The 21,853-nt window shown below is 68.1% G+C and carries 18 protein-coding genes; 13 read left to right on the top strand and 5 right to left on the bottom strand.

Annotation, left to right across the window (positions count from 1 at the left end; genetic code table 11):
• Nucleotides 1-69: 69 nt before the first annotated feature.
• Nucleotides 70-807 (bottom strand): hypothetical protein, encoded by a 738-nt coding sequence (locus RIE32_05490; protein MEQ9095698.1) that lies wholly within the window; start codon nucleotides 805-807, stop codon nucleotides 70-72.
• A 573-nt stretch (nucleotides 808-1,380) separates the two neighbouring features.
• On the opposite strand from RIE32_05490, the gene RIE32_05485 reads away from it, so the two are divergent.
• The 4 genes from RIE32_05485 to RIE32_05470 all read left to right on the top strand — a co-directional run bounded on the left by RIE32_05485 (nucleotide 1,381) and on the right by RIE32_05470 (nucleotide 3,654).
• Complete coding sequence (locus RIE32_05485; GenBank protein ID MEQ9095697.1) at nucleotides 1,381-1,809, top strand: hypothetical protein; 429 nt, start codon at nucleotides 1,381-1,383, stop codon at nucleotides 1,807-1,809.
• An 18-nt stretch (nucleotides 1,810-1,827) separates the two neighbouring features.
• Nucleotides 1,828-2,502 (top strand): hypothetical protein, encoded by a 675-nt coding sequence (locus RIE32_05480; protein ID MEQ9095696.1) that lies wholly within the window; start codon nucleotides 1,828-1,830, stop codon nucleotides 2,500-2,502.
• A 174-nt stretch (nucleotides 2,503-2,676) separates the two neighbouring features.
• On the top strand, nucleotides 2,677-3,393 hold the full coding sequence (locus RIE32_05475) for a GC-type dockerin domain-anchored protein (GenBank protein ID MEQ9095695.1): 717 nt from the start codon (nucleotides 2,677-2,679) through the stop codon (nucleotides 3,391-3,393).
• Nucleotides 3,394-3,396: 3 nt separating this feature from the next.
• Nucleotides 3,397-3,654: a hypothetical protein gene (locus RIE32_05470; GenBank protein MEQ9095694.1), complete on the top strand. Its 258-nt coding sequence runs from the start codon at nucleotides 3,397-3,399 to the stop codon at nucleotides 3,652-3,654.
• 471 nt (nucleotides 3,655-4,125) lie between these two features.
• Here RIE32_05470 and RIE32_05465 read toward each other — a convergent pair whose 3' ends face one another.
• Both RIE32_05465 and RIE32_05460 read right to left on the bottom strand, forming a co-directional pair.
• On the bottom strand, nucleotides 4,126-5,889 hold the full coding sequence (locus RIE32_05465) for an FG-GAP-like repeat-containing protein (GenBank protein MEQ9095693.1): 1,764 nt from the start codon (nucleotides 5,887-5,889) through the stop codon (nucleotides 4,126-4,128).
• Nucleotides 5,890-5,925: 36 nt separating this feature from the next.
• Nucleotides 5,926-7,764 carry a GC-type dockerin domain-anchored protein gene (locus tag RIE32_05460; GenBank protein ID MEQ9095692.1) on the bottom strand — a complete coding sequence of 613 codons (1,839 nt, stop codon included), beginning with the start codon at nucleotides 7,762-7,764 and terminating at the stop codon, nucleotides 5,926-5,928.
• A gap of 253 nt (nucleotides 7,765-8,017) precedes the next feature.
• Here RIE32_05460 and ribD point away from each other — a divergent pair, with 253 nt between their 5' ends.
• Complete coding sequence (gene ribD, locus RIE32_05455; GenBank protein ID MEQ9095691.1) at nucleotides 8,018-9,226, top strand: bifunctional diaminohydroxyphosphoribosylaminopyrimidine deaminase/5-amino-6-(5-phosphoribosylamino)uracil reductase RibD; 1,209 nt, start codon at nucleotides 8,018-8,020, stop codon at nucleotides 9,224-9,226.
• Here ribD and RIE32_05450 read toward each other — a convergent pair.
• On the bottom strand, nucleotides 9,151-10,314 hold the full coding sequence (locus RIE32_05450; GenBank protein ID MEQ9095690.1) for a glycine cleavage T C-terminal barrel domain-containing protein: 1,164 nt from the start codon (nucleotides 10,312-10,314) through the stop codon (nucleotides 9,151-9,153). The two genes, ribD and RIE32_05450, sit on opposite strands and share 76 nt — an antisense overlap.
• Nucleotides 10,315-10,399: 85 nt before the next feature.
• On the opposite strand from RIE32_05450, the gene RIE32_05445 reads away from it, so the two are divergent.
• Complete coding sequence (locus RIE32_05445; GenBank protein MEQ9095689.1) at nucleotides 10,400-11,503, top strand: M20/M25/M40 family metallo-hydrolase; 1,104 nt, start codon at nucleotides 10,400-10,402, stop codon at nucleotides 11,501-11,503.
• 88 nt (nucleotides 11,504-11,591) lie between these two features.
• Here the strand turns inward: RIE32_05445 and RIE32_05440 are convergent, their stop codons facing one another.
• On the bottom strand, nucleotides 11,592-12,167 hold the full coding sequence (locus tag RIE32_05440) for a response regulator (GenBank protein ID MEQ9095688.1): 576 nt from the start codon (nucleotides 12,165-12,167) through the stop codon (nucleotides 11,592-11,594).
• A gap of 441 nt (nucleotides 12,168-12,608) precedes the next feature.
• On the opposite strand from RIE32_05440, the gene RIE32_05435 reads away from it, so the two are divergent.
• The 7 genes from RIE32_05435 to RIE32_05405 all read left to right on the top strand — a co-directional run bounded on the left by RIE32_05435 (nucleotide 12,609) and on the right by RIE32_05405 (nucleotide 21,845).
• The gene (locus RIE32_05435) at nucleotides 12,609-14,777 is read left to right on the top strand and encodes a HEAT repeat domain-containing protein (GenBank protein MEQ9095687.1); all 2,169 of its coding nucleotides are present in this window, start codon (nucleotides 12,609-12,611) and stop codon (nucleotides 14,775-14,777) included.
• A 328-nt stretch (nucleotides 14,778-15,105) separates the two neighbouring features.
• A complete protein-coding gene (locus RIE32_05430; GenBank protein ID MEQ9095686.1) occupies nucleotides 15,106-15,564 on the top strand; it encodes a prepilin-type N-terminal cleavage/methylation domain-containing protein in 459 nt (152 codons plus the stop codon).
• A gap of 88 nt (nucleotides 15,565-15,652) precedes the next feature.
• A complete protein-coding gene (locus tag RIE32_05425; protein ID MEQ9095685.1) occupies nucleotides 15,653-16,096 on the top strand; it encodes a prepilin-type N-terminal cleavage/methylation domain-containing protein in 444 nt (147 codons plus the stop codon).
• A 14-nt stretch (nucleotides 16,097-16,110) separates the two neighbouring features.
• Entirely contained in the window at nucleotides 16,111-16,635 is a 525-nt protein-coding gene (locus tag RIE32_05420) for a prepilin-type N-terminal cleavage/methylation domain-containing protein (GenBank protein ID MEQ9095684.1), read from the top strand.
• Between the two features lie 80 nt (nucleotides 16,636-16,715).
• A complete protein-coding gene (locus RIE32_05415) occupies nucleotides 16,716-16,961 on the top strand; it encodes a hypothetical protein (GenBank protein MEQ9095683.1) in 246 nt (81 codons plus the stop codon).
• 199 nt (nucleotides 16,962-17,160) lie between these two features.
• Complete coding sequence (locus RIE32_05410; GenBank protein MEQ9095682.1) at nucleotides 17,161-20,427, top strand: secretin and TonB N-terminal domain-containing protein; 3,267 nt, start codon at nucleotides 17,161-17,163, stop codon at nucleotides 20,425-20,427.
• A 143-nt stretch (nucleotides 20,428-20,570) separates the two neighbouring features.
• Nucleotides 20,571-21,845 carry a tetratricopeptide repeat protein gene (locus RIE32_05405; protein MEQ9095681.1) on the top strand — a complete coding sequence of 425 codons (1,275 nt, stop codon included), beginning with the start codon at nucleotides 20,571-20,573 and terminating at the stop codon, nucleotides 21,843-21,845.
• Nucleotides 21,846-21,853: the final 8 nt, after the last annotated feature.

Here is a 21,853-nt window from a genome sequence, read left to right as displayed (position 1 = left end):
AAGCACGCCGCCCGGTGTCCCCGGCGGCGCGCGTGGTGTGGTGCCAGCCTCTTGTCAGCCAGACCTATCTCAGCCGGCCTGGCCCTTGCCCTTGGCCGTCTGGGCATCCCTGAGCCGCTGGGCGTCCTCGATGGTGACGCCCGCCGGTGCGGGCTGCTCGCTTGCCGAGCTGCCGAAGTAGGCCGTCGCGCTCTCGCTGTACTCGCTGGCCTTGCCGTTGGTGCGCGTGGCCCGCACGCGGTAGTCCACGCTGCGGTAGCCGCGGGGCACCGCCTCGTCGGTATAGGTCTTCTCGGTCACGGTCACCAGCGGCTGCCAGGTCTGGACCATGCCGTCCAGGGCCGTCAGGCGGCGCTGGATCTCGAAGAACGCCCCGCCCCCGGTGGCGCAGGCGAAGCGGATCACGACGTCGCCGCCGTTGGTCAGCTCGGCCTGCATGTCGGTGGGGGTGGGCGGCGCGCCGCGCTTGGCGGGCTTTTTGGGCGCGTCGATCCCCGCGCGGGTGTAGACGCTCGCATCGCCGGTTGCCTTGGCGTAGGCGTCGATCGACGGCACGAGGAACTCGAGCTGGTCGAGCATCGCCTCGAACTTGTCGTCCTTCTCGCTCGTGCGGTTCTCGGCCAACTGCCTTGCACTCTGCATCGCCAGGAATGCCGATTCTGCCTCGGAAACGGCCAGGTCGAAGGCGTCGGCCATCGCCTGGGTGATTCCGATATCCGGCACGCCGGCCTGGCCACCCTTCCACTGCAGTGCCCGGGCCTTGCTCCAGGCCAGGAGGGCCTGCTCGTCACGCGGTCGTCTGCTCATGGCAGCGCCTCCGTCGCGGCCGCGCGTGGGTGCTCGAAGGAGCGCCCGTGCCCGGCCTCGTATGTCCGCCTCCCCCTGCGCGCTGGCGGTCCAGCGGAGAAGGCTTGGTGCAACGCCCCAGACGCCCGGGGCCTGCGTGTTCATCGGGGGAGTTGACAAGGCGTTTGAAAGTTGGGTGCGTGCGAGCCGCAGAAAACGGCCGGTTGTGCGGGTTGGGCAAGAATCGGCCACTCCCAAGGCCCTTGGGGGCCCCGAAGCCCCAGATTGGGGGGGGTTCTCGGAGGTTGGCAGGATCTTCACGTCAAAGATGCGACGGGTTGGCGCATCTTCGGGTATATTGACAAGAGCTAGCTCCAGATCGACCCAGAACCAGAGGGAGACCCCATGGCCACAGCCGTTACGCCCGTCAGCCAGCAAGTCGCTTGGACCGTCCAAGACCCGGCCAATGACTATTTTGATCAATCCGGCGCCCTCAGTGATCCCGAGACGTACGCTCATACCGATACCTTTTCAGACTGGTAATCCGTCTTAACCACCGGCCAGACGCAACGCGTCCGCCTCGACCTGACGAGCGTGGAGAGCAACAACTTGTTGCTCAAGTTCTACGGCAATCCTGCGACGACGAGCACGGTTGCCCGGACCGGGCTGGTGGGCCTTTGGGGCGTGTCCGAGCTCAACGGGGCGACCGAGTACGTCGGAGACTATCTTGGCAAGGCCAAGATCGTTCTCGGCGAGAAAGAGATCGACTCTTCGGCGGTCCTGCCCGACAGCGGGGATACGAACCCAGGTTTCTGGGCCCGGGAGGTTGGCGTCCAAGACGATCGGTCTCTGTTCCCGGGCATGCGTGTCGTCGGACAGGAGGGCGAAGCGGCGCCCGTTCTGGTCGTCGACACGATGGGCTACACCTACGTCATCGTTGAGATGCGGCGTGCCGTCGTCACCACGTCGCTGCAGACGACCAACTCGGCCGACTTCCTCGGGTTCCTCTACAGGTACCTGTAAGCGCAGGAGCCTTAGCCCATGACCACCCAATATACCACAACGAGCAAGATCGCGTGGACGCTTGCGACCGACGGCGCTGGTGGAAAGTACTTCGTGCCCCACGGCACGACGCCGGAAGCGATGGGGTTGAGCGCGCCGGACGCGTATGCGCACGCAGAGAACCTCTGGGCGGACCAGCTCGGCGATATTGCGGACCAGCGATTGGTGATACCGGTGGATAGCAACGCGAACAACGCGATGTTCAAGTTCATCGGCAAGCCCGGTTCGACCCAGCCAACCGGTTCCGACCCAGGCGGTGACATCGCCATGGGCATCGGTGCAATCTGGGGCGTGAGCGAGCTCAACGCCGGCACGAACGAGTACGTCGGAGAGTACCTCGGCCAATTCGATATCACCATCGGCTACGACGAGATCGGCAGCGGTACGACGGTGCTCCCGACCGACGGCTCTTTCTCCAGGCGCGCCACCATTCGCCACGATCGGTCGATGATTCCGGGGTTCCGTACAACGAACGTGCAGGGCGATTCAAGCCCGGTGCTGGTCGTCGATTCGTTCGGGTACAGCCGCATGGTAGTCGAGCTCCGCTGCGTGCAGCCGGCCAACTCATCGAAAGCTCGTCCCGGCGGCTATGCATGGGGCAACGCCGATACGGGGCCGGCGACAGGTCTTGGGTTCATGTATCGATTCATGTAACGACACCGCCCCGCTCAAGAGAGGAACGACATGAGGTTCATAATTTTGCTCGCGTGCGGAACCTTGCCGCTGATATCTCCCAACGCGACGGCCCAAGATGATCCGCGCATCTTGTTCAGCGGCCAAGGCGGGTTCGAGAGTTTTCCGATCGGCAGCGCACTCTCGAATCTCGGCTTGCTCGATCACGTCACGCTCGTCTTCCAGCGTGAGGACCTGCTGCTGCCGGCCTTGCGCGACGGCCCGTGGGACCTGGTGATCATCCGGTGGTTCGACGCGTTCGAGGGACCGCTGGCGGGCGACATCATCGCCGAGCTGGCCTCGCACGTCGACGGCGGCGGGAAGCTCATGTTCTCGATGGCGCAGCTCGACGAGCAGCCCGAAGTGTGGCCCATCCTCGGCATTGATGCGGCGGTGGATGTCGAAGAGCCGCTCCAAGATATATTCACCGTTCATGGGCGGGACGATCCGACGCGGCGGCACCCGGCGTTTCGCCAGCTTGGGTGGCGCGTAAACGACGACCCGTTCCTGCCGCCAACCAGCGACTATGGCGATTGGCTCGAACCAGGCGGAGATGCCTCCGTGATCGCCGAGTTCGTCGACGACTCGACCGGAGCCATCGTCGTTTCACGGGACGGCGCGGTAATCGTCAACGGCCAGCACTGGGACTACTGGGAATCTGGCATCCTCACCGCCGAACGGCAGCTCGAGTGGCTGCTCGGCTGCCCGGCCGATCTCGACGCCGATGGCGACCTGACCGTCTTCGACTTCTTCGAGTTCCAGAACCGATTCGATAGCGGCGGCTCGTCCGGTTTCGCCGACTTCGACTACGACGGAATGCTCGACGTCTTCGACTTCCTGGAGTTCTTCAACCTGTTCGAGTCGGGGTGCTGAGCCATGAGCGTGCGATTTCAAGATGGGGCGGCACTCGAAGCGCGATATATTGGCAGCACGCCCAAGCCTGGTGGATTGCCCATCTCGGTCACCTGCTGGCTCTACTTCGGCGACGACGACCGGCCCGAAGTTGGCGACACCTGGACGCTGTGGTGGTTCGGCGAGGTAGGCGCAACCGGCGACAACTACCTCGCCCTCCAGGCCCGGCGCGGCACCACGGGCATCCGGACTGCCGCGGACCGTAGATCGAGGGCTGCCTAGCCCGGCCTTCTCGGAACAAACCACCGCCCACCCGAACACCACCCATGCAACCCCCAACGATTATTCGAACGAGCCAGAAACGCCCATCTTCTCGGCATTCCGCGCGAGGGTGCGACTCGGGCGGACGTGCATAACGGCGAACCGGACGCTGCGCACGGCCAACAGAACGATTCTGCAGGCCTCCAGAATGATTCTGTAGGCCCACAGAACGACGGCGCAGGCCCACAGAATGACCGCGCAGGCCCACAGAGTCACGGCGCAGGCCCACAGAATGACGGCGCGGGCCCACAGCGCCGCGGTGGAGGCCTCCAGAATGACGGCGCAGGCCTCCAGAGTGACTGCGCAGGCCCACGGAACGACCGCGCAGGCCCGCACCGTCGCCGCGCCGCCCCGCGACACCACCGCGCCAGCCCGCGCCGTCGCGGTTGCTCGGGGTCCCGTGAAGCACTGGCCCGCGGGAGAGCCGCCCCGTTATCCGCACCCCGCGTCGAAGGCCGTCTGGAACGCGAGGAAGTCGAAGAGCGTGAGTGCGCCGTCGCCGTCCAGGTCCGCGCGAGGATCGCCGTCGCCGAAGAGGTTCTGGAAGGCCAGGAAGTCGAAGACCGTCAGCGCGCCGTCGCGGTCGACGTCGGCCGGGCAGGCGCTCGCGATCGCGCCGCCGAAGACGACGTAGGCCGCGCCGGGGGGGCCCGCGTCGCCCACCTGGCCCGGGGCGCCCAGCACGAGGTCGGCCAGGCCGTCGCCGTTGAGGTCGCCCAGGCCGGCGACCGAGGCGCCCGCTTCCTGGTCGTCCGAGTCGCCGTCGATGGGGATGTATCGCTCGGGGCTGGACCCCAGCTCGACGCGGGCCGGCCACGAGCGGGCGCCCTGGAGGATGAAGCCGCGGCCGGCCTCGTAGGGCGGCCAGTACGAGGTGAGCGAGGCGCCGATGAGGGCGTCGTCGATGCCGTCGCCGTCGAAATCTCCGATCGCCGCCGCGCCGACGCCGAAGTAGCGCGACAGGGCGCGATCGGCCCGAAGCTCGAAGCCGCGGCCGGCATCGTCGGCCCAGAGCGGCTCGATGGGGAGGAAGCCGTCGCCCGGGGCGCGGCCGAAGCGGATCCACCCGCGGCCGTCGACCGAGCCGCTGGGCCCGGCCGCGGGCGAGAAGGTGCCGAAATCGTCCAGACCGTCGGCGTTGAGGTCGCCCAGGAAGGCCACACGCGAGCCCACATACTGGCGTTCTTCGAGCCCGTCGAACCGAACGCCCACGCCCGCGGGCATGGCGGGCAGGTCGATCGTGCGGCCGCCCGTGCCGTGGGCCGTCGAGCCGTAGACCAGGTAGAAACGGCCGGCCCGGGATCGACCGGCGGGTGCGGCCAGCGGTGCGCCGACGAGCAGGTCGTTGATCCCGTCGCCGTTGGCGTCGCCGGTGCGTCCGAAGGGCGCGCCAGCGACGGAGGACCCCGCCGCCTGGCCCGGGCCGCCGCGCAGCGTCAGGCCCACCGACGCGGGCCAGGCGCCCAGGGTGAGCGCCTCGGGGAAGGGCTCGGCCCCACCGGGCACATCGCGGCCCCAGAGCACGTACGCCTCGCCGCCCGCGCCGGCGTACGGCGCGCCGATAGCCAGGTCGGGCCGGCCGTCGGCGTTGAAGTCGCCCGCCGACGAGACGGCCACGCTCGCGTACGAGAGCGGCGTGGCGGCGGTGAGCGCGAGCGAGCGAACGCCGGGGTCGTCCAGGCTGGCGTTTGCCGGGAAGCCGCCCGCACGCCCGAACAGCACGTAGGCCCGGCCAACGCCGCCATAACGGTCGTAGCAGCCGATCGCCAGGTCGTCGTACCCGTCGCCATCCAGATCGCCGAGGCGCGCCAGCTCGAAGCCGAAGCCGCTCACGCCGGGCGGTGGAGTCAGGCGCGTGCCCTCGCCCTGGCCAAGGGCAACGAGCGACTCGCGCGCCCCGAATGGAGCGGCCTTGCCGTAGACCAGGTACACAGCGCCGGGCCCGCCGTACCCGCCGTCGGCCTCGTACTCGCCCACGGCCAGGTCGTCGATGCCGTCGCCGTTGAGGTCGCCGGCGAAGGCCACGGCATGGCCGGCCTGGCCGGCGGCATCGGCCGCGTCGTAGCGCACGCCGATCGTTCCGTCGAGGTGGACCAGGCAGATGGTGTCGGGCTCGGTGCACGCTTGTCCGGCCGCGCTGGCAGTCCAGAACGTGATCATTCCGAGCGTGGCGAGCAGGATCGCGAGTCTTGGCATCGTGCGGTCCCCTTGGAACATCGCGGGTTCGAGCGGTTATGAGCAGCCGGCGTCGAAGGCGGTCTGGAACGCCAGGAAATCGAACAGGGTCAGCTCGCCGTCGCCGTCCAGGTCGGCGCGGGCGTCGCCGGCGTCGAACAGGTTGGCGAACAGCAGGTAGTCGAAGATGGTGAGCGCGCCGTCGCCGTCGAAGTCGGCCGGGCATCCGGCGCAGGGGCCCACGGGCAGGTAGAGCACCTCGGGCAGGCCCGGCTCGTCGGCCGCGTCGTAGATGCGTGCCGCAATGGCGGCTGGGTCGCTCGTGCCCCAGTCGACGCACCGGGCGTCCGTGTCTGCGGCGGGGAAGGCCGGGTCGGGGCGGAACAGGTAGATGTCGCTGCCGAAGAGGGCGTGGTTGGCCACAAGGCGGTTGCCCAGGCCGCCCCCGGGCCGGTTGAGGTCGAGCGCCGAGCCCGAGGGATCCACCGAGATGGCCCCGCCGAAGATGGCCTCGTTGCCCTCGAACTCGTTGGCGACGAAATCCACCTCGTCGGCGGCGATGTACACGGCGCCGCCGGCCTCCGAGGCGGTGTTGTCCAGGTACACGTCCGGGCGTCCGGGCTCGCCCAGGGCCGAGCCCATGGCGCGCTCGTCGAGCCAGGCCGCCCCGCCGTACTGGGCCCGGTTGCGTACGAAGGTGTTGCCCGCCGAGGTCACGACGCCGTTGGAGAAGAGGGCTCCGCCGCGTACGGCGCTGTTGCCATCGAAGTAGCTGTCGTAGAGCTCCAGCGAGCCGAAGGCGAACTCCAGCGCGCCGCCGTCGCCGGAAGCGGCATTGTTCAGGAACACGCAGTCGCGGATGGTGGCGGTCCGACCCGAGAGCGCCGGGCCGTTGGTGATCCCCTCGAACCGGCAGCCGACGACCTCGCACTGGCCCTCGAGCTGGACGCCGCCGCCGCCGGTGAACGTCGCCGAGCGGACGGCGCCGCCATCGCGGGCGTTGAAGATGTCCACGTGCAGGAAGCCGTTGTCGGTAAATTCGCCGCCGATGATGTCGAAGCGGCGGACGTTGGCGAGGTAGCCGATGCTGTCGCAGTTCTCCACGCGCAGGTTGGTCGCGCGGGCCCAGCCGCCATCGCACACGATGCCCCAGCGGGCCGAGACGTCGAAGACCTCGACGTCGATCAGCTCGATGTCCGGTTCGGCCGGCGTGGGGAAGGACCGGCCATCGAGCTCGATCTCGAGCGCGGCCCCGCGGCGGTCGGCGATGGCGATGTCGCCCACGCGGACGCGCTCGAGCGTGACCGAGTTGCCGCCCTCGATTCTCAGGCCCCGCCGGCTGGCGACGAACACGGTGACGTCCTCGAGGCGCACGTCCGCATCGGGCCGGGCCCAGAGGTCCATCGCGATGCCGCCGCCGGCGATGTCCTGCACGCGCACGTTGCGGAGCAGCGGCACGCTCGAATCGACCTGCAGCGCCGCGCCGAACCCCGCGTCGACGTAGCGGATCTCGACGTGCTGGAGGACCGTGCCCGAGACGTACGCGCCGGTCGCGGGGTCCAGCACGGCGTCGGTCGCGCCGGCGGTCAGCACGATGCCCTCGCCGCGGAGCAGCTCGATGCGATCCCCGGCTCCCGCGGATACCCCCAGGGCGGCCAGCGTGCCGTCCTCGACGCGCAGGGACGTGCCCGGCTCGAACTCGACCTCGACGCCCGCGCGGATCGTCAGCGTCGCCCCGTTGGTCACGCGGATGGTCTCGGTGACGCTGAACGGGCTGTCCAGCCGCGACCAGGTGGTATCGGTGTCGATCGTGCCGCCCACGGGCGTCTGGCCGAGGGCCGGGCCGGCCACCAGCAGCGAGAGGGCGCAGAGAAAGACGGCGATGGCTCCACGCATGTTCGACGCTCCCTGTGCCCCTTGGCCTTGCCAATGCGAACGCCGGGCGCACGATCGCCCCGCGGTGCTTTCGCACCCGCTTTTAGGACCTTACCGCCGATCCGGTGTCCGACCACCGGCGCATCCAATCTTCTTGCACGAGTCTCCGGGGCGTGTTTGGCATGCCTCGTCGTTCACCACCACCGCCTCCACCGATTCTGATTGGACACGCGAAGGCTCCGAGGGCCGTGCGCCCGCTCCCTACCCTGCACGCGTGCACACCGACGACCCCATCACCCGGCGCGACGCCCGCTTCCTCGACGCCGCGGCGCGGCTCGCGCTGCTGGGCCTTGGCCGCGTGGGCGATGGGGCCCTCGTCGGCTGCGTCATCGCGCGGGGGGACCGGGTCCTGGGCATGGGCGCCCACCGGCGCTTCGGCGGGCGGCACGCCGAAACGCGGGCGCTCGCCGGCGCGCTCAGCAATGGCCACGACGTGCGCGGCGCGACGGCCTACGTCACGCTCGAGCCCTGCGCCCACACGGGCAAGCAGCCGCCGTGCACCACCGCGCTGATCGACGCCGGACTGGCCGAGGTCGTCTACGCCGCCAGCGACCCCAACGAACTCGCCCGCGGCGGGGCGGAGGCGCTGGAACAGGCGGGCGTCGCGGTCCGCAGGAGCGACGCCAGCGCACTGGCCGTCGCCGTGAGCGCGCCGTTCCGCCAGCGCGTGGTGGAGGGAAGGCCCTGGGTCATCGCCAAGTGGGCGCAGACGCTCGACGGCCGCATCGCCACGCGCGTGGGCGAGAGCCAGTGGATCTCCAGCACCAGCTCGCGCCGCCGCGTGCACGCGCTGCGGGGAAGGGTCGACGCCATCCTCACCGGCATGGGCACGGTGATGGCCGACGACCCCTCGCTGACCGTCCGCCACGGCCGCCCGCGCACCACGCCCATGCGCATCGTGCTCGACCCGGACCTGGAGATGCCGCTGGACCGCCAGCTCGTGCGCACGGCCAAGGCGATTCCCACGGTCGTCTGCTGCGAAGAAAAGCTCGCCGGCAACGGCATCAGCGAAACCAGGCGGGCCGAGCTGGCCAAGGCGGGCGTGCGCATCCTGCCGTGCCCGGCGGCGACGGACGCGAAGGGCGGGCTGGACCTGCCCGCGACGATGCGGAAGCTGTATTCCACCTTCGGCATCACGACGGTGCTGGTCGAGGGCGGCGCCGGCCTGCTCGGCGCGCTCTTCGAGGCGGGCGTGGTCGACACCGCCATCGCCTACGTCGCGCCCATGCTGCTGGCCGATGAAGAAGCCAAGCCCGTGGCGGTGGGGCGTGTGTCGCCCGCCTTGTCCTCGGGGGTCAAGCTGCGACTGGGCCGCGTGCGACGCGTGGGCGAGGACGTGGAGCTGACCTATTGCCGCTCGGGCGCGGACGAGGACGCCGACGAAGAAACCCCGGGCGCCGGCCACGACGCCAGCGACGGCTGAACCGTGAACGCCACGCGATCGCCCTCGGCCTGGACGTAGAGCGTCGTCCCCGCCTCGGCGTGGGCCGTCCGCACCTGCGCCAGCGCGATGGGCGTGGCGCTGAGCATGGGCGCGATGGTCGAGCTGGTCACCGTGCCAATGGTCTTGTCGCTCTCGGCGTCGGCGTACACCAGCGCCCGCTCCTCGGGCAGCCTGGCTTGTGCGCCCTCGGCCAGCCGCAGCGACACGAGCACCTGCTTCGGCTTGCCCAGGCTCTGCATCCGCGCGACGACCTCCTGGCCCAGGTAACACCCCTTGGTGAACGAGACGCGGTCGTGCAGCACGCCCGTCTCGGCCGGCAGGTTGTCGCCGGTGAAGTCGATCTGGAAGATCGGCCAGCCCGCCTCGATCCGAGCGATGTTGTACGCCAGCCAGCCGCACGGGCGCAGGCCATCGACGCCCGCAAGCCGCTCGTACACCGCGCGTGCGTGCTCGGCGGGCATCGTCAGCACGAGGCCCGGCTCGCTCGCGCTGTCCTCGCGTTCGACCAGCACGCTCGCGCCCGCGACCATGACGGTCATTGCCCGCCCGGGCTCGAGCGCCACGTGCTCGTCGGTGTCGGCGATGGCCATGAGCGCCTGCGCCGCCCGCGGGCCGTGCAGCGCCAGGCGGTGCAGCGACTCGGTCGCGTCGCGGAGCTGCACGTCCTCGGCGAATACGAACTCGGCCAGCGCCTCGGCGGTCGCGCCGGCCACCAGCGCGTCGGTGGCCATGAGCAGCCGCTGGCCGTCGTCCATCAGACGCAGGTCGGCGTCGATGCGGCCCTTGCGGTTCAGCCAGAAGCTGCGGACCGAGGCCATCGGCTCGAGCGTCTTGAGTTCCTGGGTCAGCAGATTGTTCAGGAAGCCGACGCGATCGGCCCCGGTCGCCTCGATGGTGCCCGACTGCGGCAGGTCGACCAGCGCACACCCCTTGCGGATGGCCGCGTACTCGAGTTCGACGTGCTCGAAGGCCATGGGCACGAGCAGCCCACGCTGGGGGTCGCCGTAGGGCTGGAGGGCGGCATGCTGGTCCTTATAGAGGTCGGTCATGGGGCTTTGCGTGGCCATGCAACATGCTACACCCGCCCGGTCCGGGGCCCGTACAGTGGGGCCCTGCCGGCCGCGAAAACCCCCGTCAGACGGAGCATTGCCCATGAAAGACGACCTGAACATCGACCTGCTCAAGCGACTGTGCGAGACCCCCGGCGTGCCGGGCCGCGAGGAGCGTGTCCGCGCCCTGATCGAAGAGGAGGTCAAGGACCTGTTCGACGAGATGTACGTCGACGCGATGGGCTCGCTCATCTGCACGCGCCACCCGCGGCCCAAGGGCGGCTCGGGCAAGAAATCGAGCAAGAAGAAGGCCAGCTCGAGCAAGGGCGACGCCACGCGCGTCATGATCCTCAGCCACATGGACGAGATCGGCTTCTACGTCAGCCACATCGATGACAAGGGCTTCATCCGCGTCAACCCCGCCGGCGGCTTCGACACGCGCAACCTCTTCAGCCGACGCGTGCTCGTGTGCACCAGCGGCGGAGACCTCAAGGCCGTCATGAACCCCGGCGGCCGGCCCGTGCACATCTCGGGCGAAGAGGAACGAAAGAAGGTCCCCGAGGTCAAGGAGTTCTTCATCGACACCGGCATGCCCGCCGACGAGGTGAAGGAGAAGGTCCGCATCGGCGACTACGTCGTCATGGACGAGCCGCTCATCGAGATCGGCACCAAGGTCGTCAGCAAGGCGCTGGACAACCGCTTTGCCTGCTGGCTGGGCATCGAGAGCGTCCGCAAGCTGCATAAGAGCGGCAACGGACATTCGTGCGAGGTCGTCGTCGCCTTTACCACGCAGGAAGAGGTCGGCCTGCGCGGCGCCAAGACCGCCAGCTACGCCGTCAAGCCCGATATCGGCCTGGGCATCGACGTTTCGCTGGCCTGCGACACCCCCGGCGTGCCCGAGCCCGAAGCGGTCAACCAGCACGGCAAGGGCTTCGGCCTGCACATCCAGGACGCCAGCTTCATCGCCAACTACGAACTCGTCGACCAGATCGAATCGATCGCCAAGAAGAAGCGTATCGCCTATCAGCGCACCATCCTTGCCCGCGGCGGGCAGGACGGCGCCGCCGCCCAGCAGGCCGCCGCGGGCGCCAAGGCCGTGGGCATCGTCTGCGGCACGCGCTACATCCACACCGTCACCGAGATGATCGATCGCCGGGACCTTGCCGCTGCCCGAGATATCGTCGCCGCGGCGCTCAGCACGCTGTAGATCACCCACGCTCGACGGTACCGAAACGACGCGAGCCCACGTGATTCGACGTGGGCTCGTTCGATTCGCGTCCGCATATCGGGCCATGTCAGATCATGGAGGTCATCGCCTCGATGATCCGCAGGGCCTCGCGAGCGGGGAAGGGCTTCCGCAGGAAGGCGTCGAACCCCTGGCTCTTGAGCCCCTGGGCCTGCCCATCGGTCAGGCGGTTGCTCAGTGCCACGATTCGCGTCATCGCCAGGTGGTCATTGGAGCGAACCATCTGCACCACCTGCTGGGCCTCGTTCTCGCCCAGGTGCATGTCCAACAAGAGCACGTGGGGTCGGAGCTTCTCGCAGAGCATGCCCGCCTGAAAGCTCGTGGTCGCCGTCGAGACCTCGTAGTCGGTCTGCTCGGCGATGATGCTTCCCAGTCCCTCGATGACGGCTGGATCGCTGTCGACCAGCAGCACGCGCGTGCCGGTGGTCTTCAAGCCGTCCAGCGGCATTCGATGCTTCTTCATGAACTTGACCAGCGACGGAAGCGGGATGCGCCGGTCTTTCGACCCGGGGATCCGATAACCCTCCAACTCGCCAGAATCAAACCACTTGCTCACCGTGCGCGGGGCGACCTTGCAGATCTCCGCCACTTCACCCGTCGTCAGCACGTCCTTCTCGAACGGCATGGCTACACCTCACATCCCTTCCCAGCGCCCCGAGCGCTGCGGCCTGCTGCGGACGCCAGTGAGATCGGCGGCACGGGTCGGTCGCTTGACACCGGAAGCGAGAGATGTGCCGTAAGTTCTGTGGTTTCTGTGGGTTAGGCGGACATAGCGGCCCCAAGTCGCCGTTCTGGGACGACGCGCCGATGGCTATCGGCTCTAACCAGGCCACCCACAATCGGGCCGAGCACATCGCGAGCAGACCGCCGGTGGATGCATCCATCAGGCCTGCGGCCCGTACGGTCACCCACCAGGGCCAGGTCCGTTTTGCCCGAGCCTGCCTTCGGGCTGGCGCTGGTCTATCCTCACGACCCCGCGCGGGCCCCAATCGGGGCTCCATGGGATCGGCGTGGAGTCGTGTCAGGCCTCACCGAACTGATGATTAGAGGAGTGCAGCTCGTGCCCATGTTCTCGCGATCGACCCTGCCCACCTTCGCCGGCTGCCTGGCACTGGCCTTCACCACCCATCTGGCCGCTCCGGCCGTTGCTCAGGATGGTCCCGACCGCCTGACCGACCGGCAGTTGCTGGACGAGTTCATTCACTTCGTCTTTATTGATCGCGACGACGTCGCGGCCGACTACGCCGCCCAGCTTCTGGGACGCAGCATCGATCCCCGCGAGTTCGTGGACCTGGTCGAGAACGCCGGCCTCGAAGACCGGTTCGATCGCGCCGTGAGCGAAGCCATCCGTTCGGGTCTGGCCGAAAGCCAGGCCGCGGCGCTGCGGAAGCTCTACAGCGAGGGCCGCCTCCAGCGTGCTCGCGATCCTCAGGAGATCGCCGAGAACATCGCCATGCTCACCGGCCCGCTTCGCGGGCGTCTGATCGCCAAGGACCGCTTGGTGGCTGCAGGCGAATACGCCGTGCCCCAGTTGCTCCGCGTCATCGACGAGGGCGGCGATCCGGCCCTGGTCCGCGAAGTCCGCGCTGTGCTCGTCCAACTCGGCCAGCAGGCCGTGATGCCCCTGAGCGTCGCGCTCCGCGAGACCCCGCCGCAGACCCAGCGCGCCATCGCCGATCTGCTGGGCCAGATCGGCTACGACACCGCCGCGCCGTTCCTGGCGGAAGTCGCTCAGACGTCCAGCAACGCCCAGGTGCGTGAGGCCGCCCAGCGCGCGCTCAACAGCGTCGGCGCCGGCCAGGGTTCGCCCGCCCACGAGTTGTACATCACCGTGGCCGAGAACTTCTCGTCCGAAGAGGCCGCCGTCACCAGCTTCCAGGGCGAAGCCACCCAGCCCGTGTGGCGCTACCAACCGACCGCGGGCGGCCTGCTCTTCGAATCGGTGCCCACCCCGGTCTACCACGAACTGATGGCCATGCGACTGAGCGAAGACTCGCTCCGCCTGGTCCGCCGCCCCAACGCCTCGGCCGCCGCCCTCTGGGTGGCCTCGTACCTGCGTCTGGACATCGAGCGGCCGCAGGATGCGAACCTGGACTTGGGCCTGCGCGAGCCCATGTACTACGCCGTCGCCGCCGGCTCGACCATCGCCCAGAACGTCCTGTCGCGGGCGCTGGCCACGAGCAACACCCAACTGGCCCGGAAGGCCATCGAGGCGATCAGTAAGACCGCCGGCGGCCAGGACCTCTGGGTCGGTTCGACCGGCAATGCCCAGCCACTGGTCCAGTCCTTGACCTATCCCAACCGCCGCGTGCAATACGAGGCGGCCCTGGCGTTCGCGAACGCGCAGCCCAACCAGCCCTTCGAGCGCAGCGACCTGGTCGCTCCGATCCTCGCCTCGTCCATCCGTGGCGCGACCGATCGGTACGCACTCGTCGTCTCCAGCGATCCCGAGGTTGGTCGCGGCCTGCAGCGCATGCTCGAGGGCATGGGCTACCGCGTCAGCCCCGCCGGAGAATCGCTCACCGCGCTCCAGCAGGAATACGAAACCGCAGCGAGCGTCGACCTGATCGTCGCAAGCCTCCCGCTCGATCAGTCCGTCGGTCTGGTAGCCCAGAAGGATGCGACCAACCGCCTGATGGCCGCGCCGCTCCTGCTGCTCTCCGAGGGCGCCGATGAGATCGAACTGAGCCGCCGCTACGGCAGCGATCGTTCCGTGGCCGTCCGCACGGCGGGCATCCGCAGCGAGCAGATGCGCGCGACCATCGAAGATCTCTCCGCCCGCACCCTGGGTGGTCCGATCTCCGAAGAAGAGGCCACCATCTACGCCGCCGAAGCCATTGATGCGCTGCTCGAGTTGGCGATCTCGCAGAACCAGGTCATCGTGGCGTCCGACGCCACCAGCCAACTTGTGCAGGCATTGGAGAACGACGAGGGCCTCCTCGAACTGCGTCTTGCCGAACTGCTGTCGTGGATCGATCAGGCCACCGCCCAGCAGGCCATCTTTGATCGAGCCATCCAGGCCCAGGGCGCCCAGCGCGTCGCCCTGCTCGGACACACGGCCAACTCCGCTCGCCGCAACGGCAACCACCTCCTCGAACGCCAGATCCAGCGTCTGCTCCAGATCGCGCGGGCCGGTAACGACGCCGAGGCCATCGCCGCTGCCGGCCTGCTCGGCTCCCTGGGCGTGCCCAGCGAAGACCTGGCCGGCCTGATCCTCGACGGCCGCGGCTCCTAAAGAAGCCTCACGATAATCGCACCAGCACGGCCCGGGCCCAAGCCCGGGCTTTTCATTGCGCATTGTGCGTCAATCACGGTTCGATAACCCCGGTCTGCCGCCCGCGGCGCGACGCAGAACGCACAAACGTCACAGCCCACACCGATTCCCGCACGACGACGCCTGCGGGCGGGATTGCCACAGGCACGAATCCGATGCTGTGTATGGCCGCGGCAGGCATGGTGTCAGCCGGGGACCGTGACAGATGGTCGCCCGCGCGAGCGTGACGACGCGATGCCGAATGGTTCGGCGAGAGCTCGGGCGGCGGGTACCTAGGAGGGCACGCATCATGCGCGCACAGGTTCGTAAGGCGTTTACGCTCGTTGAAATTCTCATCGTTGTGGTGATCCTCGGCATCCTGGCCGCGATCGTCATCCCCCAGTTCACCAGCGCCAGCGAGGATGCTCAGGTGAGCAGCGCGGAGAGCCAGCTCCAGACGGTTCGCAACCAGATCGAGCTGTTCCGCGTTCGCAACAACGGCACCTCGCCGGCTCTGGCCGACATCTTTACCGGTGACGCCGGCCTCCTGGCCGAGCCCGCCGGTGGCTGGATCAGCATCGTCAACCCGGACTACCTCCGGGTGGCTCCCCAGAACCCCCGTACCGGCACCTCGACCGTGGTTGCCGGTGTTGCGGCTCCCGCCGCTGCCGTCGCCGCCGGCGATGACGGTTGGGTCTACGACGAAGCCACCGGCCGCATCTGGATGAACGGTTTCGACGAGGTCAACGGCGAGTGGATCGAGCCGTAAATCGTCCTGATTTCATGATTCTCGTCCGCCCCGGGGTAACACCCGGGTCGGGCTTTGCGGTTGCAGGGACTCGACGGAGGAATCGAGCATGACCCATGGCGTCTCCGCGGTTCGAACCGCGTTCACTCTGATTGAGATCCTCATCGTGGTCGTGATCCTGTCGTTGCTGGCAGCGATCGTCGTGCCGCAGATGGTGGGGGCCCAGGAGGAGTCGCAGGTCAACTCCACGCTCTACGACCTGGGCAAGATCCGCCGACACATCGTGGTCTATCGCTCGCGTGAAGACGCTTTCCCCACCATCGCGGAGGGCGATGGCACCTGGGGCGAGATTGTTGGCGACACGACAAGCTACCTCATGTCTCCGCCGGTCAACTCCTACGTGGGTGGCGACAACCGCCGGGTGATCATCTTCCGTGACACGCCCGACGCGGCGTATCAGACCGACCATGCATGGATCTACGACGCCGCCACCGGCCGCGTCTGGGCAGGCGGATTCGACGACCAGGACTTCCCCCTGCCTCGTCTGCCGTAATGAAAGGACACCCCATGCGCGCCCGCGCCTACACGCTTCTAGAGGTGCTCGTGGTCGTTGCCATCCTGGGCACGGCCGCCGCGATGGTGGTGCCGTCCATGAGCTCGGCCGGCAACCTGCGCGTCCAGGCCGCCGTTCGAGAGCTCGTGTCCGATATCACCTTCGCCCAGAGCGATGCCGTCGCGTACCAGTCCAGGCGAGCCATCGTGTTCTACGAGGGCGAGGGCCGGTACGTCCTGTGCGAGGTCCGCGGTTCGGTCATCGATCCCGACGTGGACGCCTTGTTCGACGCAACTCGCGATGGCGCCCGCTACGAAGTGGTCTTCGATGAAGACCGCACCGCCGGCGCCGCCATCATCGAGGTGGACTTCGACGGCGACAACATCCTGATCTTCGACGAACTGGGCGGCCCGGTCGAGACCGCCACCGGCGACCGGCCCAGTTCGGGCGGCACCATCCGCATCCGCGATGCCATCGGCCAGACCTTCCGCATCACCGTCGAGGCCTACACCGGCCGCGTCCTGGTCGAGCGCGAGTAGGCCGTCGCGGCGCAGGCCGATACTTCTACTCAATTGCAGTGCCCCGTTGCCCGACATATTCGGTCGGAGGCATTCTCTAAATGGCGACCCCTGACCACACCAGCTCCGTTCCCGCTCGCAGTCCGACGATCGCCTTTCTCGGACGATCGGGATTCGGCCTCGCTATGGCCGTCCTGCTCTTTACCGCCCTCATCTGGCTGCGCCTCCGTCTGGTAACCGACGTGCCCCGCCAGGCCTATGCCGTGCCCGAGGCCCGGCAGTCGCAGACCGATGGTCGCGCGTTGTCGTCAAGCGATGCGGGCGATGCATCCACCGACGCCCGCTGAACCAGCCGTCGCACCCCGCACAACCGGCAGGCCTTGCCCACGCGGCACAGGTTGGCCGGTTGTTTCAATTTGGGATGCTGGATCAAGAAGTGCGTTTGGCAGAGTGTCGAGGAATAGGGGGTATGTTGCCGTGGACGAGCCGCAGGGGCCGTGACCATCAGGCAATGCACTGACACACCACGGATCGAGGGAACAGCACATGACGGTTCACAGCAACAAGCAGACCGCGTCGAGCAAGAACACGACGTTGACCACCGCCTCGGCCGCGGCGCTTGGCGCGCTGGCCGGCAGCCCAGCCGCGCTCGCGCAGTCGGGCGACGCATTCTCGCTCGAGAAGGCTCCCGAGCTCATCTCCGCCGACACCACCCAGAAGGGTGACCAGGCCCGCGTGCCCATCGAGGGCGAGATCAAGGTGGATGAGCATCTCATCGTTGACCTGCACGTCGTCGACGAGGACCTGGCCGACGTGCTCCAGCTCCTTTCGATCCAGAGCCAGCGAAACATCGTGGCCAGCAAGAACGTGGCCGCGAACGTCACCGCCACTCTCTACGGCGTGACCTTCTACGAGGCTCTCGACGCCATCCTCCATGTCAACGGCTTCGGCTACGTCGAAGAAGGCAACTTCATCTACGTCTATACGGCCGAAGAGATCAAGACCCTCATCGAGAGCAGCCGCGAGCGCACCACCGCGGTCATTCCGCTGGATTACATCAACTCCAGCGACGCCGCCGAGTTCGCCCAGGCCCTGCTCAGCGAGAACGGGCAGATCAAGGCCCCGGGCAAGACCTCGCCCTTCCAGATTCCCGATAACGCCCCCGTGGGCGCCGATGACCTGGCCACCGAGGCGTTCATCGTCGTCGTCGACTTCGAGGAGAACGTCGACGCCATCCGCGACCTGCTGGTGCAGATCGACACCAAGCCAAGCCAGGTGCTGGTCGAAGCCACCATCCTCCAGGCCGCACTGACCGAGAACAACGCCTTCGGCGTCGACTTCTCGATCATCGGCAACATGAACTTCGGCGACTTCTTGGGCGGCCCGCTCAACGCCGTCAACAACCTGATCGACGGTCAGGGCGAAAACGTCGCCGGCTCGCCCACCGCCCTGCCCAGCTCGAACAACGGCAGCGCCAACGGCGCCGTGTCCAGCGTCGGCCGCACCGCCGGCCCCGCCTCGCTGAAGGTCGGCTACGTCGACGGCGACTTTGCCGCCTTCCTCCGCGTGCTCGACGAGGTGACCGACACCACCATCATCGCGCGGCCCAAGGTCCTCACGCTCAACCGCCAGCCCGCCCGCGTGCTCGTGGGTGAGCGCGTCGGCTACCTGAGCAGCACCACGACGCAGACGGGCACGACCCAGACCGTCGAATTCCTGGATACTGGTACCCAGCTCTACTTCCGACCCTTCGTCTCACGCGATGGCCTGATCCGCATGGAACTCAAGCCGCAGGTCTCCGAGGCCGTCATCCGCGACGCCACCGATTCGGGCGGCGCCGCCGTAACCATCCCCGACGAGACCACCAATGAACTGACCGCCAACGTCATGGTCCGCGACGGCCAGACCATCGTCCTGGGCGGCCTGTTCCGCGAGCGGACGCAGTACACCCGCCGCCAGGTGCCCTGGATCGCCGACCTGCCGTTCATCGGCGCTCCGTTCCGTGGTCGCGAGGACAGCACCGATCGCGCCGAGATCATCTTCATGATCACGCCCACGATCGTGAACGACCAGATCGTCTCCGAGCACGCCGAGCGCGCCAAGAGCCTCATCGATAGCGCCGTGGCCGGGACACGGGAAGGGCTGCTGCCCTTCAGCCGCGACAAGCAGGCCTCGCGTCTGCTCGTCGAAGCCCAGCAGCACGCCGCAGATGGCAACACCAAGAAGGCCCTCTACTGCGTTCGCCGCTCGCTCTCGCTCAACCCCAACCAGCCCCAGGCCCGTCTGCTGCTCGAGCGGCTGACGACCAAGACCCAGGACTGGCCCATGCAGAGCATCCTCCAGAGCACCTTCCACACCGAGATGGACCTCTACCTCGATGAGCACGGTGAGATGTACGTGCCCACCAAGGTCGACATGATCGACGAGGGCGCCTCGCTCGAGGGCGAGATCGACACGCTCGTCGAAGCCGCCGAGAGCGACACCACGGACGAAGATGCCACCGACGAATCCACGACAGAGGCCGGTGAAGGCGACACTGCCGTGGCCCAGGCCGAGACCGTGACCGGGACCGACGCTGAGAACGCGTCCGATACCGACGTCGAAACCGGGGCCACGATCGCCACGGCAAGCGAGGGCGTCAACGAGACCACCGAAGAACTCGAGCCGGTCGACCCCCTCGCCGCCGAAGCCGAGGCGATCGCCGCGGCCGATGACAGCTTCGAAGAGACCGAACTCGCAAGCGCTCGCGAGACCATCGTTGCCGAGAACGCCGGCGAAGAAGCCATCGAGTCGGCCGAGTCCAGCGAGAGCGCCTTCGAGGGTTCGGACTGGATCAACAGCCTCGCCCAGGCCGAGATCGGCGCTGCCGCGGGCCAGACGACCGACGAGCCCGTCGAGGGCCAGGCCGAGACGGTGAGCGACGACGTCGAGACCACGACCGCCGATGAAACGCCCGCCATCACCTATGACAGCGAGGCACGCACCTTCGATGTTGCCGTCGAAGACGCCCCCCTCCCGACCTTCCTGCGAGACCTGTCCAGCCAGGCCCGACGGAGCATCATCGTGTCGCCCGACGTGGCCGGCACCGTGAGCGCCTCACTTTACGGACTCACGCTCGAGGAAACGCTCGACGCCGTGCTCGGCCAGCAGAACCTCGGCTACGTCGAGGAGGGCAAGGTCATCCGTGTGCTTCCGCTGGACGTCATTGCCCAGCGCGAGGCCGAACGCAAGGCCGAGGCGGCCGCGCTCGCCGCTGCCGAGCAGGCTGCCGAAGAAGAGGCCGCCGCCATGGCCGCAGCCGACGCCGCGGCACTCGAGGCCGCTCGCCTGGCAGAAGCCCAGGGGGCCGAGCAGGTCGAAACGCTCGAACCAGCGCCCGAGGCAGGCACGGGCGAGATCGTGGCCGAGTCGACCGACGGGACCACCGCCAACGCCCCGCTGACCATCGCGACCAGCGAGGCCGAGGAGGCCGCCGAGCCGACGACTGAGCCGGCCGAAGCAAAGACGCCCGAACCCGTCGAGTTCACGCCGAGCTTCGATGCGTCGAGCCCCGTCGAGGCCGAGGTCGAAGCCCAGATCGAGGACCAGTTCGAGACGGCGCTCCTTGGTTCGCTCAGCTTCAACAAGTTCGAGTGGTCGCCCAGCGTGTCGCGCGACGGCTACACCGAGCCGACCAGCTGGGATGCCACCAAAGCCCCGTCGACCTCGAGCGCCCCGTCAGGCGACAAGACCGACGCGGGCGAGACCGACGAAGGCCAACTCGAGACCGACTCGGCCGACGGCGTGGGTTCCGAGAACACCTCGCAGGACTGATAACCCCATCACCCGGCCGCGCACGTGCGTGTCCGGTTCAGCGTGGCCCCAAAAAGGCCGAAGGTAAGCAACAGCCGGACGCGTGCAGTGACCACGCGTTCAGAAGCCTGAGCCCGAGCAGACGGGTGAGAGGACGCAGGACGATGCAGAACGAACGACGCACGAACACGACGACGCGGACCGCCAAGCTCATGATCCTCGCCGGTGCCGTGGTGGGAGCCATGGCCCTGACCGGATGCTCGAGCAACGGCCGCACCTCCGCCGAGGCCCGTAACGCCGCCGCCGAACGCATGGCCGGCATGAAGAGCGGCACCGAGTGGGATATGGCCCGCCAGGCCTTCCTCTCGGGCGACCCCGAGAAGGCCCTGGACCACATCGATCGCTCCATCGCGCTCAACGACGGAGTCGTGCGTTCGCACGTCCTTCGTGGCCGCATCATGATGGAGCTTGGCAACTTCGAGGAATCGATGGCCTCGCTTGGCAAGGCCGAGGTCCTCGACCCCGAGGACGTCGACACCCAGTACTTCCTGGGCGTCGCTTACGAACGCATTGGTGAGAAGGAGAAGGCCATGGAGCGTTATCAGGCCGCCGCAGAGCTTGACACCGCCCGCGCCATCTACGCCGTCGCCGCCGCCGAGATGCTGATCGATATTGGTCGAACCGAAGACGCCGAGACCTACCTCAAGGATCGCCTGGACCTCTACCGACACAACGCCGGCATCCGCCAGACGCTCGGCCACATCGCCATGATGCGCGGCGAAGCCGTGCAGGCCTCCGATTGGTTCACCGAGGCCCGCTTCCTGGCGCCCGACGATCCCGGCGTGCTCGAAGACCTGGCCCGGGCCGAACTGGCCGCCGGCCGCTTCGCCGAAGCCGAATTCAACCTCGCCGAGTTGATGAGCAAGGAAGAGTTCGAGAGCCGTCGCGACCTGCAGCACATGCGTGCCCGCTGCCTGGTCGAGGTCGATCGTCCCGTCGAAGCTCGCGACGTGCTCGTGAGCCTGACCGAGGGCGAGGGTGGCGAGAAGGACCTGGACGCCTGGGTCCAACTCGGCCACGTCTGCTACCAGCTCCGCGACATGGCCCGCGTCCGCCGCGCCGCCGGCCGCGTCATCGCCCTGGCGCCCCAGCGCAGCGAGGGCTACCTGCTCCGTGCCCTCCAGCAGCGTGGCATGGGCGACCTCGATGCCGCCCTGCAGAGCCTCGACTTGGCCATCCAGCGCAGCGAGAGCGACCCCTCGCCGCTCATCCTGCGGGGCCTCATCGCCCAGCAGGCCGAAATGCCGGGCCTGGCCCGCTCGAGCTTCGAGGCCGCACAGAAGCTCGACCCCAGCAACGAGAACGTGGCACGCATGATCGCCGCGCTGGACGCCCAGTACGCCGAGACGTTTGCCAACGTGCCCGACGACGGCCAGTAAGCGGCCCG

The sequence above is a fragment of the Phycisphaerales bacterium genome (genome assembly GCA_040221175.1).
Taxonomy (GTDB): domain Bacteria; phylum Planctomycetota; class Phycisphaerae; order Phycisphaerales; family UBA1924; genus JAHCJI01.
This window is presented reverse-complemented; position numbering and strand designations above follow the sequence as displayed.